Source organism: Agrobacterium sp. YIC 4121 (assembly GCF_002008205.1).
GTDB classification, from domain to species: domain Bacteria; phylum Pseudomonadota; class Alphaproteobacteria; order Rhizobiales; family Rhizobiaceae; genus Agrobacterium; species Agrobacterium leguminum.
This window is the reverse complement of record NZ_MRDI01000014.1, coordinates 1-13,702: the sequence shown is the minus strand read 5'-3', so window position 1 is coordinate 13,702 and position 13,702 is coordinate 1. Positions and strand designations below refer to the sequence as shown.

Annotated in this window: 24 protein-coding genes and 1 pseudogene; all 25 read right to left on the bottom strand. The window is 58.4% G+C overall.

From position 1 onward, the window contains the following. Nucleotides 1-176 precede the first annotated feature (176 nt). Complete coding sequence (locus tag BTE54_RS13130; protein WP_003521011.1) at nucleotides 177-767, bottom strand: adenylate kinase; 591 nt, start codon at nucleotides 765-767, stop codon at nucleotides 177-179. Next, nucleotides 764-2,104, bottom strand: a complete 1,341-nt coding sequence (secY, locus tag BTE54_RS13125; protein ID WP_003521010.1) for a preprotein translocase subunit SecY — start codon at nucleotides 2,102-2,104, stop codon at nucleotides 764-766. Before secY ends, BTE54_RS13130 begins: the two co-directional genes overlap by 4 nt. A gap of 328 nt (nucleotides 2,105-2,432) precedes the next feature. Beyond that, nucleotides 2,433-2,912 carry a 50S ribosomal protein L15 gene (rplO, locus tag BTE54_RS13120; RefSeq protein ID WP_003521009.1) on the bottom strand — a complete coding sequence of 160 codons (480 nt, stop codon included), beginning with the start codon at nucleotides 2,910-2,912 and terminating at the stop codon, nucleotides 2,433-2,435. 16 nt (nucleotides 2,913-2,928) lie between these two features. Continuing rightward, nucleotides 2,929-3,135 carry a 50S ribosomal protein L30 gene (gene rpmD, locus BTE54_RS13115; protein WP_020812287.1) on the bottom strand — a complete coding sequence of 69 codons (207 nt, stop codon included), beginning with the start codon at nucleotides 3,133-3,135 and terminating at the stop codon, nucleotides 2,929-2,931. Nucleotides 3,136-3,146: 11 nt separating this feature from the next. Then, nucleotides 3,147-3,716 carry a 30S ribosomal protein S5 gene (gene rpsE / locus BTE54_RS13110; RefSeq protein ID WP_004442585.1) on the bottom strand — a complete coding sequence of 190 codons (570 nt, stop codon included), beginning with the start codon at nucleotides 3,714-3,716 and terminating at the stop codon, nucleotides 3,147-3,149. 197 nt (nucleotides 3,717-3,913) lie between these two features. Then, entirely contained in the window at nucleotides 3,914-4,276 is a 363-nt protein-coding gene (rplR, locus tag BTE54_RS13105; RefSeq protein ID WP_003521008.1) for a 50S ribosomal protein L18, read from the bottom strand. A 12-nt stretch (nucleotides 4,277-4,288) separates the two neighbouring features. Next, nucleotides 4,289-4,822 carry a 50S ribosomal protein L6 gene (rplF, locus tag BTE54_RS13100; RefSeq protein WP_003495204.1) on the bottom strand — a complete coding sequence of 178 codons (534 nt, stop codon included), beginning with the start codon at nucleotides 4,820-4,822 and terminating at the stop codon, nucleotides 4,289-4,291. Between the two features lie 43 nt (nucleotides 4,823-4,865). Continuing rightward, on the bottom strand, nucleotides 4,866-5,264 hold the full coding sequence (rpsH, locus tag BTE54_RS13095) for a 30S ribosomal protein S8 (RefSeq protein WP_003521007.1): 399 nt from the start codon (nucleotides 5,262-5,264) through the stop codon (nucleotides 4,866-4,868). 12 nt (nucleotides 5,265-5,276) lie between these two features. Beyond that, nucleotides 5,277-5,582: a 30S ribosomal protein S14 gene (gene rpsN / locus BTE54_RS13090; protein ID WP_003507785.1), complete on the bottom strand. Its 306-nt coding sequence runs from the start codon at nucleotides 5,580-5,582 to the stop codon at nucleotides 5,277-5,279. A gap of 33 nt (nucleotides 5,583-5,615) precedes the next feature. Continuing rightward, a complete protein-coding gene (gene rplE, locus BTE54_RS13085) occupies nucleotides 5,616-6,170 on the bottom strand; it encodes a 50S ribosomal protein L5 (protein ID WP_003495201.1) in 555 nt (184 codons plus the stop codon). Then, nucleotides 6,163-6,471 carry a 50S ribosomal protein L24 gene (gene rplX, locus BTE54_RS13080; RefSeq protein ID WP_003521006.1) on the bottom strand — a complete coding sequence of 103 codons (309 nt, stop codon included), beginning with the start codon at nucleotides 6,469-6,471 and terminating at the stop codon, nucleotides 6,163-6,165. Before rplX ends, rplE begins: the two co-directional genes overlap by 8 nt. Before the next feature lie 12 nt (nucleotides 6,472-6,483). Next, complete coding sequence (gene rplN / locus BTE54_RS13075) at nucleotides 6,484-6,852, bottom strand: 50S ribosomal protein L14 (RefSeq protein WP_003495199.1); 369 nt, start codon at nucleotides 6,850-6,852, stop codon at nucleotides 6,484-6,486. A gap of 234 nt (nucleotides 6,853-7,086) precedes the next feature. Continuing rightward, nucleotides 7,087-7,323 (bottom strand): 30S ribosomal protein S17, encoded by a 237-nt coding sequence (gene rpsQ / locus BTE54_RS13070; protein WP_003495195.1) that lies wholly within the window; start codon nucleotides 7,321-7,323, stop codon nucleotides 7,087-7,089. 11 nt (nucleotides 7,324-7,334) lie between these two features. Then, entirely contained in the window at nucleotides 7,335-7,535 is a 201-nt protein-coding gene (gene rpmC / locus BTE54_RS13065; protein WP_003495193.1) for a 50S ribosomal protein L29, read from the bottom strand. 12 nt (nucleotides 7,536-7,547) lie between these two features. Continuing rightward, a complete protein-coding gene (gene rplP, locus BTE54_RS13060; protein WP_003495190.1) occupies nucleotides 7,548-7,961 on the bottom strand; it encodes a 50S ribosomal protein L16 in 414 nt (137 codons plus the stop codon). 38 nt (nucleotides 7,962-7,999) lie between these two features. After that, nucleotides 8,000-8,731 carry a 30S ribosomal protein S3 gene (gene rpsC, locus BTE54_RS13055; protein ID WP_003495188.1) on the bottom strand — a complete coding sequence of 244 codons (732 nt, stop codon included), beginning with the start codon at nucleotides 8,729-8,731 and terminating at the stop codon, nucleotides 8,000-8,002. Then, complete coding sequence (gene rplV, locus BTE54_RS13050) at nucleotides 8,731-9,120, bottom strand: 50S ribosomal protein L22 (protein ID WP_003521005.1); 390 nt, start codon at nucleotides 9,118-9,120, stop codon at nucleotides 8,731-8,733. The genes rpsC and rplV overlap by 1 nt, the downstream gene beginning before the upstream one ends. A 2-nt stretch (nucleotides 9,121-9,122) precedes the next feature. Then, nucleotides 9,123-9,401: a 30S ribosomal protein S19 gene (gene rpsS, locus BTE54_RS13045; RefSeq protein ID WP_003507772.1), complete on the bottom strand. Its 279-nt coding sequence runs from the start codon at nucleotides 9,399-9,401 to the stop codon at nucleotides 9,123-9,125. Nucleotides 9,402-9,416: 15 nt separating this feature from the next. Next, nucleotides 9,417-10,253, bottom strand: a complete 837-nt coding sequence (gene rplB / locus BTE54_RS13040) for a 50S ribosomal protein L2 (protein ID WP_003521004.1) — start codon at nucleotides 10,251-10,253, stop codon at nucleotides 9,417-9,419. A gap of 43 nt (nucleotides 10,254-10,296) precedes the next feature. After that, entirely contained in the window at nucleotides 10,297-10,590 is a 294-nt protein-coding gene (locus BTE54_RS13035) for a 50S ribosomal protein L23 (protein ID WP_003521003.1), read from the bottom strand. Continuing rightward, a complete protein-coding gene (gene rplD, locus BTE54_RS13030; RefSeq protein WP_003495173.1) occupies nucleotides 10,587-11,207 on the bottom strand; it encodes a 50S ribosomal protein L4 in 621 nt (206 codons plus the stop codon). The genes BTE54_RS13035 and rplD overlap by 4 nt, the downstream gene beginning before the upstream one ends. Before the next feature lie 12 nt (nucleotides 11,208-11,219). Continuing rightward, nucleotides 11,220-11,861 carry a 50S ribosomal protein L3 gene (rplC, locus tag BTE54_RS13025; RefSeq protein WP_003507769.1) on the bottom strand — a complete coding sequence of 214 codons (642 nt, stop codon included), beginning with the start codon at nucleotides 11,859-11,861 and terminating at the stop codon, nucleotides 11,220-11,222. Nucleotides 11,862-12,065: 204 nt separating this feature from the next. Then, nucleotides 12,066-12,374, bottom strand: coding sequence for a 30S ribosomal protein S10 (gene rpsJ / locus BTE54_RS13020; RefSeq protein ID WP_003507767.1), 309 nt, complete (start codon nucleotides 12,372-12,374; stop codon nucleotides 12,066-12,068). A 311-nt stretch (nucleotides 12,375-12,685) separates the two neighbouring features. Next, a pseudogene (tuf, locus tag BTE54_RS25415) lies at nucleotides 12,686-12,802 on the bottom strand (elongation factor Tu); the annotation flags it as partial. After that, the coding region (locus tag BTE54_RS25275) for an EF-Tu/IF-2/RF-3 family GTPase (RefSeq protein ID WP_280940559.1) at nucleotides 12,781-13,702 on the bottom strand (922 nt) is incomplete at its 5' end. The pseudogene tuf and the gene BTE54_RS25275, both read right to left, overlap by 22 nt.

Genomic DNA, 13,702 nt, shown 5'->3' with positions numbered 1-13,702 from the left:
TTAGGGAAATCCGCGCCAGTCGCTTGGGATGTCGCGAGTTGGCGCGGTGTTTAACGGAATCAGCGCAAAAAAGCAACCGGCTCCGCCAAGATTCTTTTACGATCCAAAGGATCTGCCGCCATGCGGAGGCGAGATATGGGCAAGAGCGCAACAGCCTCGCCCATCCGCTCCGTCGATCAGGCGGAGGCTTTCTCGAGAACGCGTTCGATAGCCTCGGTGACGGCATCGACGTCAGCCATGCCATCCAGCGTCACGAGCTCGCCCTGTTCGCTGTAATAGGCGGACAGCGGCGCGGTCTTCTCGCGATATTCCGTCAGGCGCTTGCGGAACGCTTCCGGATTGTCATCCGAGCGAACCGTACCGCCGGCGGCAATGGTTTCAGCCACGCGGTTTTCGATTCGGCGAATCAACGCCTCTTCGTCCACCTTGAGTTCAATGACGGCATCGAGGACCAGATTCTTCTTGCGCATGTTCTCGGCAAGCGCCTTGGCCTGCGGAACGGTGCGCGGATAGCCGTCGAGAATAAAGCCCTTGGCACAGTCCGGTGCTTCGATGCGTTCGGAAACGATCTGATTGACGATATCGTCGGAAACAAGCCCGCCGGCGTCCATGACGGCCTTGGCGCGTTTGCCGATTTCGGTGCCCGCGCTGACCGCAGCGCGAAGCATGTCACCGGTGGAAAGCTGCGGGATCCCGTACTTGTCCGTCAGCCGCTTGGCCTGGGTTCCCTTGCCCGCACCCGGCGGACCCAAAAATATCAGTCTCATCGTCCCCTCTTTCCTCCACGCAACTTCGACTTCTTGATCAGCCCTTCATACTGCTGCGCGATCAGGTGGCCCTGAATTTGCGCAACCGTATCCAGAGTTACACTGACAACGATCAAAAGCGAAGTACCACCAAGGGCTAATGGAATGCCCGTGCGTGCGATAAGTGTCTCAGGAAGGATACAGACGAAGACAAGATAAATCGCGCCGACCACGGTGATGCGGGTCAAGACGTAATCGATGTACTCCGCGGTGCGCTCGCCCGGACGGATGCCCGGAATGAAGCCACCATGCTTCTTGAGGTTATCTGCGGTGTCCTTCGGATTGAAGACGATCGCCGTATAGAAAAACGCGAAGAACGCGATCAGCAGGCCGTAGAGCGCCATGAACAGCGGCTGTCCGTGCTGCAGCGACGCGATGATCGAGGTTGCCCAGCCCGGCAGGTTGGTGTTTCCGGCAAAACCCGCAGCCGTTGCCGGCAGCAGCAGCAGCGACGATGCGAAAATCGCGGGAATGACGCCGGCCGTATTGAGCTTCAGCGGCAGATGCGAGGTATCGCCCTGGAACATGCGATTGCCGACCTGTCGCTTCGGATATTGGATCAACAGACGGCGCTGCGCGCGCTCCACGAAGACGATGAGCGCGATGACGCCGATGGCGACCACAACGACCGTCAGGATGAGCGGGGTGGAAAGCGCACCGGTACGGCCGAGTTCCAGCGTGCCGGCCAGAGCCTTGGGCAGGCCTGCGGCGATGCCCGCGAAGATGATCAGCGAAATACCGTTGCCGATACCGCGCGAGGTGATCTGCTCACCCAGCCACATCAGGAACATCGTGCCGCCGAGCAGCGTGATGACGGTGGAAATGCGGAAGAACCAGCCTGGATCGACCACGAGGCCGTTACCGCTTTCGAGGCCGACCGCAATGCCATAGGCCTGCAGCGTGCCGAGCAGCACCGTGCCGTAGCGCGTATACTGGTTGATGATCTTGCGGCCGGCTTCGCCTTCCTTCTTCAACGCTTCGAGCGAGGGCACGACCGAGGTCATGAGCTGCACGATGATCGAAGCGGAGATGTAAGGCATGATGCCGAGCGCGAAGATCGCCATGCGCTCGACGGCGCCACCCGCAAACATGTTGAAAAGACCGAGAATACCGTTGGCTTGGCCACGGAAGGCCTGCGCATAGGCTTCGGGGTTCAGGCCCGGAAGCGGAATGTGGGTGCCGAGACGGTAGACGAGAAGTGCGGCAAGAGTAAACCAGAGACGCTTTTTCAGATCCTCCGCCTTAGCGAAGGTCGAAAAATTCAGGTTCGAAGCCAGTTGTTCCGCTGCTGAAGCCATAAATTTCTCCGAATGACCCTTGCCAGCCAGCGCAACCGGCCGATGCGGAAAGGTCTAAAAGATACTGGTCAAAACCGGGCTTCGGACAAACGCGGCTCTGAGCCGCCATCATGCCTCACCCTGTTTTTTATGTCCTATCCCCTCCCCTACGGAAGTTCAAGAACTGTGAGGCTCTCCCTGCAGCACTTTCTGCCGCAAGCGGGGCCGTGTAAGCACACCGCGAAGAGATTGCCCTGATGCTCTATAAATCGATTTAGATCGAAAGCACCATAGGCCAGGGAGCGCAAACGCCCGGAGCGACGAGCCCCGGGCGTCTGAAGTCTATATATTACTCGGCGGCTTCTGCTGCAACTGCGAGAAGCTTGATCGAACCGCCAGCCTTTTCGATCTTTTCAATTGCGGGCTTGGAAGCGCCGGCAACTTCGAAAGCGACCTTGGCCTTCAGCTCGCCGTCGGCGAGAATGCGTACGCCGTCCTTGGCGCGGCGGATAACGCCGGCAGCCTTGAGAGCAGCGGCATCGATCGTTGCGGAAGCGTCAAGCTTCTTGGCGTCGATGGCGGTCTGAATGCGGCCGAGCGATACGACAACATATTCGGAAGCGAAGATGTTATTGAAACCGCGCTTCGGCAGACGACGGTAGATTGGCATCTGACCGCCTTCGAAGCCGTTGATGGCGACGCCCGAACGAGCCTTCTGGCCCTTCACACCGCGACCACCGGTCTTGCCCTTGCCGGAACCGATACCGCGACCTACGCGGATACGATCCTTGGAGGCGCCTTCGTTGTCTCTGATTTCATTGAGTTTCATGATAGGTTACTCCGTCTCACTTCTCGTCAACGACGCGAACGAGATGCTGGACCGCACGGATCATGCCGCGGACCGCCGGAGTGTCTTCCAGGGTGCGCTGACGATGCATCTTGTTGAGACCCAGGCCGATCAGCGTCTGGCGCTGGATTGCCGGGCGGCGAATGGGGCTGCCGATCTGTTCGACCGTAACAGTCTTCTTGGCTTCAGTAGTCTTCTTGGCCATGATCCAGCTCCTTATTCTTCAGAAGCGTTGCCGGAAGCGGCACGACGAGCCTGAAGGGTCGCATACTTCAGACCGCGCTGTGCAGCGATGTCCTTCGGATGAACCTGATGCTTCAGAGCGTCGAACGTAGCGCGAACCATGTTGTACGGGTTCGAAGAACCGGTCGACTTGGCAACAACGTCATGAACGCCGAGCGTTTCGAAAACGGCGCGCATCGGACCACCGGCGATGATACCGGTACCGGCCTTGGCCGAACGCAGCAGAACCTTGCCTGCGCCGTGACGGCCATTGACGTCGTGGTGCAGCGTGCGGCCATCGCGCAGCGGAACGAAGATCAGATCGCGCTTTGCGCTTTCGGTTGCCTTGCGGATCGCTTCCGGAACTTCACGAGCCTTGCCGTGACCGAAGCCGACGCGGCCCTTCTGGTCGCCAACGACGACGAGAGCGGCGAAGCCGAAGCGACGGCCACCCTTAACAACCTTTGCAACGCGGTTGATCGCGACCAGCTTGTCGACGAATTCGCTATCGCGCTCTTCGCGGTTCTGACGCTCTTCGCGGGAACCTCTTTTATCCTGTGCCATTGTCCTTGTCCTTTTTCTTTTGCGGGTGGAACGGCAAACGAAAAGACCAGCGGCCCCGATGAAGAGATCCGCATGGTCCGGTGAAATTCCGCCCGGATCGTTGTCCGGGCGGAAGCTGCAGCGCGAAAAGCGCTGCAGCATCTTTGTTGGTGCATGATCCTTTCTTTCGATCTCAAAAAATCGAAAGGGTCATGCACTCAGAAGTTCAGGCCGCCTTCGCGGGCAGCGTCTGCCAGGGCCTTGATGCGGCCGTGGTAGATGAACGCGCCACGGTCGAATACGACATCCTTGACGCCAGCCTTGACGCCACGCTCGGCAACCAGCTTGCCGACAACAGTTGCTGCTGCAACGTCGGCGCCGGTCTTGAGCGACCCGCGCAGATCGGCTTCGAGCGTGGAGGCAGACGCAAGCGTCTTGCCAGCAACGTCATCGATGATCTGGGCGTAGATGTTCTTCGACGAGCGATGAACCGACAGGCGCGGGCGGCCGTTGGCAACCGCCTTGATCTGGCGGCGCACGCGGCTCGCGCGACGTGCAAGTGCTTCTTTCCTGCTAGCCATTTCGCGTGATCCTTACTTCTTCTTGCCTTCTTTGCGGACAATACGCTCTTCAGCGTACTTCACGCCCTTGCCCTTGTAGGGCTCGGGACCGCGGTATTCGCGGATTTCCGCGGCTACCTGGCCAACCTGCTGCTTGTTGATGCCGGAAACGATGATTTCCGTGGGCTTCGGAACGGCAATGGTGATGCCGACCGGCGGCTCGTAAACAACGTCGTGGGAGAAGCCGAGAGCCAGCTGCAGGTTCTTGCCCTGCATGGCGGCACGGTAACCGACGCCGTTGATTTCGAGCTTGCGCTCATAGCCGTCCTTAACACCCTTGAAGATGTTCTCGATCATCGTGCGGGACATGCCCCACTTCGAACGAGCTTCCTTGGTGCCGTTAGCCGGCGTTACGGAAACGCCGTTATCTTCGAGCTTCAGCTGAATGTCGTCGTTAGCGACGAAAAACAGTTCACCCTTCGGGCCCTTAGCAGTAACCTTCTGGCCGTCGACATTGGCCGTCACACCTGCTGGAACCGGAACGGGCTTTTTACCGATACGAGACATTATTCAATCCTGTCTGTTCGTTATGGAGATCCTTGCTCGGGTCTTAGAAGACCGAGCAAAGAACCTCGCCACCAACGTTCTGTTCGCGAGCCTGGTGATCGGCCATCACGCCCTTCGGGGTCGAAAGGATGGTGATGCCGAGGCCGTTCGCGACCTGCGGAATGGACTTTACCGAGACATAAACCCGGCGGCCCGGCTTGGAAACGCGGCCGATCTCACGGATCACGGACGCGCCTTCGTAGTACTTCAGCTCGATCGTGAATTCGGACTTGCCGTTTTCGAAATCGACCTTGGAATAACCGCGAATGTAGCCTTCAGCCTGCAGCACGTCGAGAACGCGTGCGCGGAGGCTGGAAGCCGGCGTGCTTACCGAAGACTTGCGGCGAGCAGCACCATTGCGGATGCGGGTGAGCATATCACCCAAAGGATCAGTCATGGTCATGTGCCCGTCTCCTTACCAGCTCGACTTGACAATGCCCGGCACCTTGCCGGAATTGCCCAGCTCACGAAGCGCGATACGCGACATCTTGAGCTTGCGATAGAACGCGCGCGGACGGCCCGTTACTTCGCAGCGGTTGCGGATACGCGTCTTCGAACCGTCACGCGGCAGCGAAGCGAGCTTCAGAGTGGCCTTGAACCGGTCTTCGATCGGAAGGGACTGGTTCATCACGATCGCCTTCAGTGCGGCGCGCTTGGCGGCCTGCTGGGCGACCGACTTGCGGCGGCGCTTGTTCTTTTCAACTGCGCTTGTTTTCGCCATATCGGAGTTCCTTTTCTACGCTCGTCGTTACGGTTAGTGACGGAACGGGAAGTTGAACTCTGTCAGCAGAGCCCGAGCTTCGTCGTCCGACGTCGCCGTCGTGCAAACGATGATGTCCATGCCCCACATCTGATCAACCTTATCGTAGTTGATCTCAGGGAACACAATGTGTTCCTTGATGCCCATGGCGAAGTTGCCACGGCCGTCAAAGCTCTTCGGGTTCAGGCCCCGGAAGTCGCGAACGCGCGGAAGCGCGATGTTGACCAGACGATCAAGGAATTCGTACATGCGGGCGCCACGAAGGGTAACCTTCGCACCGATCGGCATGCCTTCGCGAACCTTGAAACCTGCGATCGAGTTGCGAGCGCGGGTAACGACCGGCTTCTGACCGGCAATCGCAGCCAGGTCACCGGCAGCGATGGTGGGCTTCTTGGAGTCAGCAGTCGCTTCGCCAACGCCCATGTTGATCACGATCTTTTCAAGCTTCGGGATCATCATGACGTTTGCGTAGGAGAACTTCTCCTGCATGGCGCCACGGATACGGGAAACGTATTCCGTCTTGAGACGCGGCTCGTACTTATCAGCCATCGATCACTTCTCCCGAACGCTTGGCCACGCGGACCTTCTTGCCATCCACAACCGAGAAGCCAACGCGGGTCGGCTTGCCATCCTTGTCGACGATGGCGATGTTGGAGATGTGCAAGGATGCTTCCTTGTTGATGATGCCGGCTTCCTGGGCCTGGGTCTGGCGCTGGTGACGCTTCACCATGTTAACGCCACGCACAACGGCCCGATCTTCCTTCGGCAAAACCTGGATTACTTCGCCGGTACGGCCCTTGTCCTTACCGGTCAATACGACAACCTTGTCGCCTTTACGAATTTTCTGCATCGCAATTGCTCCTTACAGTACTTCCGGAGCCAGCGAGATGATCTTCATGTGGTTCTTGGCGCGAAGTTCGCGCGGAACCGGTCCGAAGATACGGGTGCCGATGGGCTCTTTCTTGTTGTCGATAAGAACGGCTGCGTTGTTATCGAAACGGATGACGCTGCCGTCAGCGCGGCGGATGTCCTTGGCGGTGCGCACGACAACCGCCTTCATCACGTCGCCCTTCTTGACGCGGCCGCGCGGAATAGCTTCCTTGATGGAAACGACAATAATGTCGCCAACAGAAGCATATTTGCGCTTCGAGCCGCCCAGCACCTTGATGCACATGACACGACGTGCGCCGGAATTATCCGCCACGTCGAGGTTTGTTTGCATCTGAATCATGTCAGGTCGCCTTCTTGTTGTTACCGGAACGGTTGGGCAAACTCTCCCGAGTAAGCCCCCTGCCCCAGCTTATGAATATCTCTTTTTTTGCGCGGAAATGTCGTGACAGGGTGGTTTCCCGAAGGACCTTCCGTGCGCATCAAAGCAAAAGACGCTCGATTCACGAGCGTCCTTGCGGTGCTTCATACAGGAATTCGCGCCAAGTGCAAGACACCTGGCGCGATTCTGATGAAATTAAGCCTGGGCGGAAACGACCGTCCAGCGCTTGTCCTTGGAGATCGGTGCGCATTCCTCGATGGAAACGACATCGCCGACCTTATACTGATTGTTTTCGTCGTGTGCCTTGTACTTCTTCGAACGACGAACGGTCTTCTGAAGCAGCGGGTGAGCGAATCGGCGCTCAACCCGGACTACGACAGTCTTCTCGTTCTTGTCGGACACTACGACGCCCTGCAGAATGCGTTTCGGCATATTATTCTTCCTTAGGCCTTGGCTTCTGCCGCCTTCTGGCGGGCAATGGTTTTAACGCGGGCGATATCCTTGCGGACTTCGTTGATGCGCGAGGACTTCTCCAGCTGACCAGTTGCCTTCTGGAAGCGCAGGTTGAACTGCTCCTTCTTCAGATCGGCGAGCTTGTCCTTGAGCTGGTCGGCGCTGAGGCCGCGAACTTCATCGGCTTTCATGTGCCTTGCTCCTTACTCTGCGATGCGCTGTACGAAGCGCGTCTTGACCGAGAGCTTGGCAGCGCCGAGACGAAGCGCCTCACGGGCGATCTCCTCGGACACACCGTCGATCTCGAACATCATACGACCGGGCTTGACCTTGCATGCCCAGTAATCGACCGAACCCTTGCCCTTACCCATACGAACTTCGGTCGGCTTTGCCGTGACCGGAACGTCGGGGAATACGCGGATCCACACGCGACCTGCGCGCTTCATGTAACGCGTGATCGCGCGGCGGGCCGCTTCGATCTCGCGTGCATTCACGCGGTTCGGTTCCTGCGACTTCAAGCCGAATTCACCGAATGCCAGGTCAAAGCCGCCCTTGGCGACGCCCTTGATGCGTCCCTTGAACTGCTTACGGTACTTAGTACGCTTTGGCTGCAACATTTTCTTACTTCTCCGAGCTTATCTTTCGCCAGCGTCAATCAAGCGTTTTCGCGACGACGATCGGGACGATCGCCACGCTCACGGCTTGCAGGGCCCTGTGCGTCGCCTTCGAGACCGCGACGCTCAGAAGCCATCGGATCGTGCTCAAGGATTTCGCCCTTGAAGATCCAGACCTTGATGCCGCAAATGCCGAATGCGGTTTCAGCTTCAGCCGTGCCGTAGTCGATGTCCGCACGCAGCGTGTGGAGCGGAACGCGACCTTCGCGGTACCATTCGGTACGAGCGATTTCTGCACCGCCGAGACGGCCGCCGCAGGTGATCTTGATGCCTTCGGCGCCAAGACGCATTGCGGACTGAACAGCACGCTTCATCGCACGGCGGAAAGCCACGCGGCGCTCGAGCTGCTGAGCGATCGACTGGGCAACCAGCGTCGCGTCGATTTCCGGCTTGCGCACTTCAACGATGTTGAGGTGCGTTTCGGAGTTGGTCATCTCGGAGAGCTTCTTGCGAAGCTTCTCGATGTCCGCACCCTTCTTGCCGATGATCAGACCCGGACGAGCCGAGTGGATCGTAACGCGGCACTTCTTGTGCGGACGCTCGATGACGACCTTTGCGATACCGGCCTGCTTGAGTTCCTTGATCAGGTAAGCCCGGATCTTCAGGTCTTCATGCAGCAGCTTGCCGTATTCTGCGGTGTCAGCGTACCAGCGGCTATCCCAGGTACGGTTGATGCCGAGGCGGAAGCCGATCGGATTGATTTTCTGACCCATTATGCGGCCTCCCCTTTTTCCTCGACTTCACGAACAACGATCGTGAGGTGAGCGAACGGCTTTTCGATGCGGGAAGCACGACCACGGCCACGAGCGTGGAAACGCTTCATGGTGATGGACTTGCCAACATAGGCCTCGGCGACGACGAGAGCGTCGACGTCGAGGTCGTGGTTGTTTTCCGCATTGGCAATCGCAGATTCCAGCGTCTTCTTGACGGTGCCTGCAATGCGCTTGCGGGAGAATTCGAGCTCGGCGAGAGCGCGATCAACCTTCTTGCCACGGATAAGAGCGGCAACCAGGTTCAGTTTCTGGGGGCTGACGCGGAGCGTACGGGCAACGGCCTGAGCCTCGTTGTCCTTCAGCCGGCGTTCGGTCTTAGCCTTCGCCATGATTACTTCCTCTTTGCCTTCTTGTCCGCGCCGTGACCGTAATAGGTACGGGTCGGAGAGAATTCACCGAACTTGTGTCCGACCATGTCTTCGTTGACGGAGACGGGCACATGCTTGCTGCCGTTGTAGACGCCGAAGGTCAGACCAACGAACTGCGGCAGGATCGTGGAGCGACGGCTCCAGATCTTGATTACTTCGTTACGTCCGCTCTCGCGCACCTTCTCAGCCTTGGTGAGAAGATAGCCGTCAACAAACGGACCTTTCCATACTGAACGAGCCATTAGTGACTACCTCTCTTACTTCTTACGCTGATGGCGCGAGCGCATGATGAACTTGTCGGTCGACTTGTTCGAACGGGTGCGCTTGCCCTTCGTGGGCTTGCCCCACGGAGTAACCGGGTGGCGACCACCCGACGTGCGACCTTCACCACCACCGTGCGGGTGGTCGACCGGGTTCATGACGACGCCGCGAACGTGCGGACGCTTGCCGCGCCAACGGGAACGACCGGCCTTGCCGTCGTTGATGTTGGCGTGGTCCGAGTTCGAAACAGCACCGATCGATGCAAGGCACGAGCCGTGCACCAGACGCTGTTCGCCCGAGTTGAGACGCAGGATGGCCATGCCGGCATCGCGGCCGACGAGCTGGACATACGTACCGGCGGAGCGAGCGATCTGACCGCCCTTGCCCGGCTTCATCTCGACGTTGTGGATGATCGAACCGACCGGAATGTACTGAAGCGGCATGGTGTTGCCGGGCTTCACGTCCACTGCCTTGTCGGAGGCGATCACCTTGTCACCGGCAGCGAGACGCTGTGGCGCGAGAATGTAAGCCTGTTCGCCGTCGGTATACGTAACCAGCGCGATGAACGCGGTGCGGTTGGGGTCGTATTCCAGACGCTCAACGGTGCCCTCTACGTCGAACTTGCGACGCTTGAAGTCAACCAGACGGTAGGTCCGCTTGTGACCGCCACCCTGGAAACGGACGGTGATCCGGCCCTGGTTGTTACGGCCACCCTTGGAGCTGAGGCCCTGGGTGAGAGCCTTTACCGGCTTGCCCTTGTAGAGCGAAGCGCGGTCCACGATAACCAGCTGGCGCTGGCTCGGCGTGGTCGGATTGAAACTTTTCAATGCCATTTTCTTGTTCCCTTTTGGGTCTTTGCCCGCTTGGGCCTAACCTTTAGAGTCCGGTGGACACGTCGATGGATTGACCTTCGGCGAGCGTGACGACGGCTTTCTTGACGTCCTTCAGCTTACCGGCGAATCCACGGAAACGACGGGTCTTACCCTTGCGGATAAGCGTGTTCACAGCCGTGACTTTGACGCCGAAGAGAGCTTCCACGGCAGCCTTGATTTCAGGCTTGGAAGCATTCTTGGCGACGTTGAATACGACCTGGTTCTGTTCGGATACCAGCGTCGACTTTTCCGTGATCGAAGGAGATACGATCACATCGTAGTGGCGAAGATCCGTCATTTGAACCGCTCCTCCAGAGCCTCTACAGCAGCCTTGGAAAGCACCAGCTTGCCACGGCGCAGGATGTCGTAAACATTGATGCCCTGAACCGGCAGAACGTCCACGTTCGGGATGTTCTGAGCAGCGAGCTTGAAGTTGCCATCAAGTTCAGCGCCGCCGATAACGAGAGCGTTGGTCAGGCCAAGCGAAGCGAAGCTGCCCAGCAGAGCCTTGGTCTTTGCTTCGGACGCGACGAGCTGATCGACGATGATCAGTTCTTCAGCCTTCAGCTTTGCAGACAGGGCGTGACGCAGAGCGAGCGCACGAACCTTCTTCGGAAGATCGTGTGCATGGCTGCGAACGACCGGGCCGTGGGCCTTGCCGCCGCCGCGGAACTGCGGTGCGCGAGCCGAATGGTGACGAGCGCGGCCCGTACCCTTCTGCTTGTACATCTTCGCGCCGGTGCGGGAAACTTCCGACCGGTTCTTGGACTTGTGGGTTCCCTGCTGCTTCTTTGCAAGCTGCCAGCGAACCATGCGGGCCAGGATGTCCTGGCGGGGGTCGAGGCCGAAGATCTCATCCGACAGAGAAACCTTGCCGGCGTCTTTTCCCTCGAGGGTCTTGACGTTCAATTCCATGATAAGGCTCCCTTACTTCGCAGCCGACTTGACGGCGTCGCGGACGATGATCCAGGAACCCTTCGAGCCGGGAACTGCACCCTTCACGAGGATGAGGCCACGGTCTTCATCGGTCGAAACGACTTCGAGGTTCTGGGTCGTAACGCGCGTCTGGCCCATATGACCAGCCATGCGCTTGCCCTTCCAGACGCGGCCCGGATCCTGGTTGTTACCGGTCGAACCGTGTGCACGGTGCGATACGGAGTTACCGTGCGAAGCGCGGCCACCACCGAAGTTGTGACGCTTCATAGCACCGGCAAAACCTTTACCGATCGTGGTTCCAGTGACGTCGACCAGCTGGCCGGACTGAAAATGATTTGCGGTCAGTGTTGCACCGATGTCGATCAGGTTCTCGGGGGAAACCCGGAACTCGACGAGCTTGGCTTTCGGTTCGACATTGGCAGCGGCAAAATGACCGCGAAGCGCCTTCGTCGTGTTCTTGACCTTGGACTGGCCGGCACCGAGCTGAACTGCGGTGTAGCCATTCTTGTCTTCCGTGCGCTGGGCAACGACTTGTACGTTATCCAGTCGCAATACTGTTACGGGGATATGTTCACCTGCGTCGTTATAGACGCGTGTCATACCCACTTTCTGTGCAATCACACCTGAACGCATTGGTTCATCCTCTTGCGAGCCTTGAAGGGAAAACCCTCTCTGGCCTTTGTTAAGGAGTGCCCTTCGACATCTCACGATGTTTCCGGTCTCCGGTTTGGAAGTCGTTGGATTGCTCCACGTACCTTCCTTGTTATTGGCCCTCACCCAAAGGTGAAGTCCGGCCTTGTTACTTCAGCCCTCACCTTGAATGGATCGGGCCGGGTCTTAGAGCTTGATTTCCACATCAACGCCAGCAGCGAGGTCGAGCTTCATCAGAGCATCGACAGTCTGCGGGGTGGGGTCAACGATATCGAGAAGACGCTTGTGCGTCCGCATTTCGAACTGTTCACGGCTCTTCTTATCAACGTGAGGAGAGCGGTTGACGGTAAACTTTTCGATGCGGGTGGGGAGCGGAACCGGGCCGCGAACGCTGGCGCCGGTGCGCTTTGCGGTCGACACGATTTCACGGGTAGAGGCATCGAGGATCCGGTGATCGAACGCCTTGAGGCGGATACGGATATTCTGGCCGTTCATTCGTCTTGTCCTTGTTCTTTGTTATTCGTTTCCGCACGCGGAAACACATGAACTTCTATTGATCGTGGCGCCGCAGATTTTCAAAAATCGAGAGAAATGCGCTGTCGCATCCCAATCATTTCAATTGTCTGTATTGCTAAAACACCGCGTTTCGCAATCGCTTGCGAATCCAGCGGTGAGTGTGAGTGCGCGTTTACGCGCTTTCACCGAATTTTTCAAGCACTAAAAATGCAACGCCGCCAGGCTTTTTACCAAAAGTCCGGCGGCGGTGTTGTTCACACCGCCGCCAGTCAGAATTTCAAAGGTCGAAATTACTCGACGATCGAGGCAACGATGCCAGCGCCGACGGTACGGCCGCCTTCGCGGATAGCGAAGCGCAGCTTTTCTTCCATCGCGATCGGAACGATCAGCTCGACGTCAACGGTGACGTNACGATGCCAGCGCCGACGGTACGGCCGCCTTCGCGGATAGCGAAGCGCAGCTTTTCTTCCATCGCGATCGGAACGATCAGCTCGACGTCAACGGTCACGTTGTCGCCAGGCATAACCATTTCCGTGCCTTCCGGAAGCGTAACGATGCCCGTTACGTCCGTCGTGCGGAAGTAGAACTGCGGACGGTAGTTCGTGAAGAACGGCGTATGACGGCCGCCTTCTTCCTTCGTCAGGATGTAGGCTTCAGCCTTGAACTTCTTGTGCGGCTTGACCGAACCCGGCTTGCACAGGATCTGACCACGCTCGACGCCGTCACGGTTAACACCGCGAACGAGTGCGCCGATGTTGTCGCCGGCCTGGCCCTGGTCGAGCAGCTTGCGGAACATTTCAACGCCGGTAACAGTCGTCTTCGAGGTCGGACGGATGCCGACGATTTCGACTTCTTCACCAACCTTGACGATACCGCGCTCAACGCGACCCGTCACAACCGTACCACGGCCCNAGTTCGTGAAGAACGGCGTATGACGGCCGCCTTCTTCCTTCGTCAGGATGTAGGCTTCAGCCTTGAACTTCTTGTGCGGCTTAACCGAACCCGGCTTGCACAGGATCTGACCACGCTCGACGCCGTCACGGTTAACACCGCGAACCAGTGCGCCGATGTTGTCGCCGGCCTGGCCCTGATCGAGCAGCTTGCGGAACATTTCAACGCCGGTAACCGTCGTCTTCGAGGTCGGGCGGATGCCGACGATTTCGACTTCTTCACCAACCTTGACGATACCGCGCTCAACGCGACCCGTCACAACCGTACCACGGCCGGAGATCGAGAACACGTCTTCGATCGGCATCAGGAACGGCTGGTCGATCGGACGCTCAGGCGTCGGGATGTAGGCGTCAACC

Coding starts and splice junctions, on each gene's coding strand:
- BTE54_RS13130 (WP_003521011.1), bottom strand. CDS start 767: ATGAGACTGATATTTTTGGGTCCGCCGGGTGCGGGCAAGGGAACCCAG.
- secY (WP_003521010.1), bottom strand. CDS start 2,104: ATGGCTTCAGCAGCGGAACAACTGGCTTCGAACCTGAATTTTTCGACC.
- rplO (WP_003521009.1), bottom strand. CDS start 2,912: ATGAAACTCAATGAAATCAGAGACAACGAAGGCGCCTCCAAGGATCGT.
- rpmD (WP_020812287.1), bottom strand. CDS start 3,135: ATGGCCAAGAAGACTACTGAAGCCAAGAAGACTGTTACGGTCGAACAG.
- rpsE (WP_004442585.1), bottom strand. CDS start 3,716: ATGGCACAGGATAAAAGAGGTTCCCGCGAAGAGCGTCAGAACCGCGAA.
- rplR (WP_003521008.1), bottom strand. CDS start 4,276: ATGGCTAGCAGGAAAGAAGCACTTGCACGTCGCGCGAGCCGCGTGCGC.
- rplF (WP_003495204.1), bottom strand. CDS start 4,822: ATGTCTCGTATCGGTAAAAAGCCCGTTCCGGTTCCAGCAGGTGTGACG.
- rpsH (WP_003521007.1), bottom strand. CDS start 5,264: ATGACCATGACTGATCCTTTGGGTGATATGCTCACCCGCATCCGCAAT.
- rpsN (WP_003507785.1), bottom strand. CDS start 5,582: ATGGCGAAAACAAGCGCAGTTGAAAAGAACAAGCGCCGCCGCAAGTCG.
- rplE (WP_003495201.1), bottom strand. CDS start 6,170: ATGGCTGATAAGTACGAGCCGCGTCTCAAGACGGAATACGTTTCCCGT.
- rplX (WP_003521006.1), bottom strand. CDS start 6,471: ATGCAGAAAATTCGTAAAGGCGACAAGGTTGTCGTATTGACCGGTAAG.
- rplN (WP_003495199.1), bottom strand. CDS start 6,852: ATGATTCAGATGCAAACAAACCTCGACGTGGCGGATAATTCCGGCGCA.
- rpsQ (WP_003495195.1), bottom strand. CDS start 7,323: ATGCCGAAACGCATTCTGCAGGGCGTCGTAGTGTCCGACAAGAACGAG.
- rpmC (WP_003495193.1), bottom strand. CDS start 7,535: ATGAAAGCCGATGAAGTTCGCGGCCTCAGCGCCGACCAGCTCAAGGAC.
- rplP (WP_003495190.1), bottom strand. CDS start 7,961: ATGTTGCAGCCAAAGCGTACTAAGTACCGTAAGCAGTTCAAGGGACGC.
- rpsC (WP_003495188.1), bottom strand. CDS start 8,731: ATGGGTCAGAAAATCAATCCGATCGGCTTCCGCCTCGGCATCAACCGT.
- rplV (WP_003521005.1), bottom strand. CDS start 9,120: ATGGCGAAGGCTAAGACCGAACGCCGGCTGAAGGACAACGAGGCTCAG.
- rpsS (WP_003507772.1), bottom strand. CDS start 9,401: ATGGCTCGTTCAGTATGGAAAGGTCCGTTTGTTGACGGCTATCTTCTC.
- rplB (WP_003521004.1), bottom strand. CDS start 10,253: ATGGCATTGAAAAGTTTCAATCCGACCACGCCGAGCCAGCGCCAGCTG.
- BTE54_RS13035 (WP_003521003.1), bottom strand. CDS start 10,590: ATGACGGATCTTCGCCACTACGATGTGATCGTATCTCCTTCGATCACG.
- rplD (WP_003495173.1), bottom strand. CDS start 11,207: ATGGAATTGAACGTCAAGACCCTCGAGGGAAAAGACGCCGGCAAGGTT.
- rplC (WP_003507769.1), bottom strand. CDS start 11,861: ATGCGTTCAGGTGTGATTGCACAGAAAGTGGGTATGACACGCGTCTAT.
- rpsJ (WP_003507767.1), bottom strand. CDS start 12,374: ATGAACGGCCAGAATATCCGTATCCGCCTCAAGGCGTTCGATCACCGG.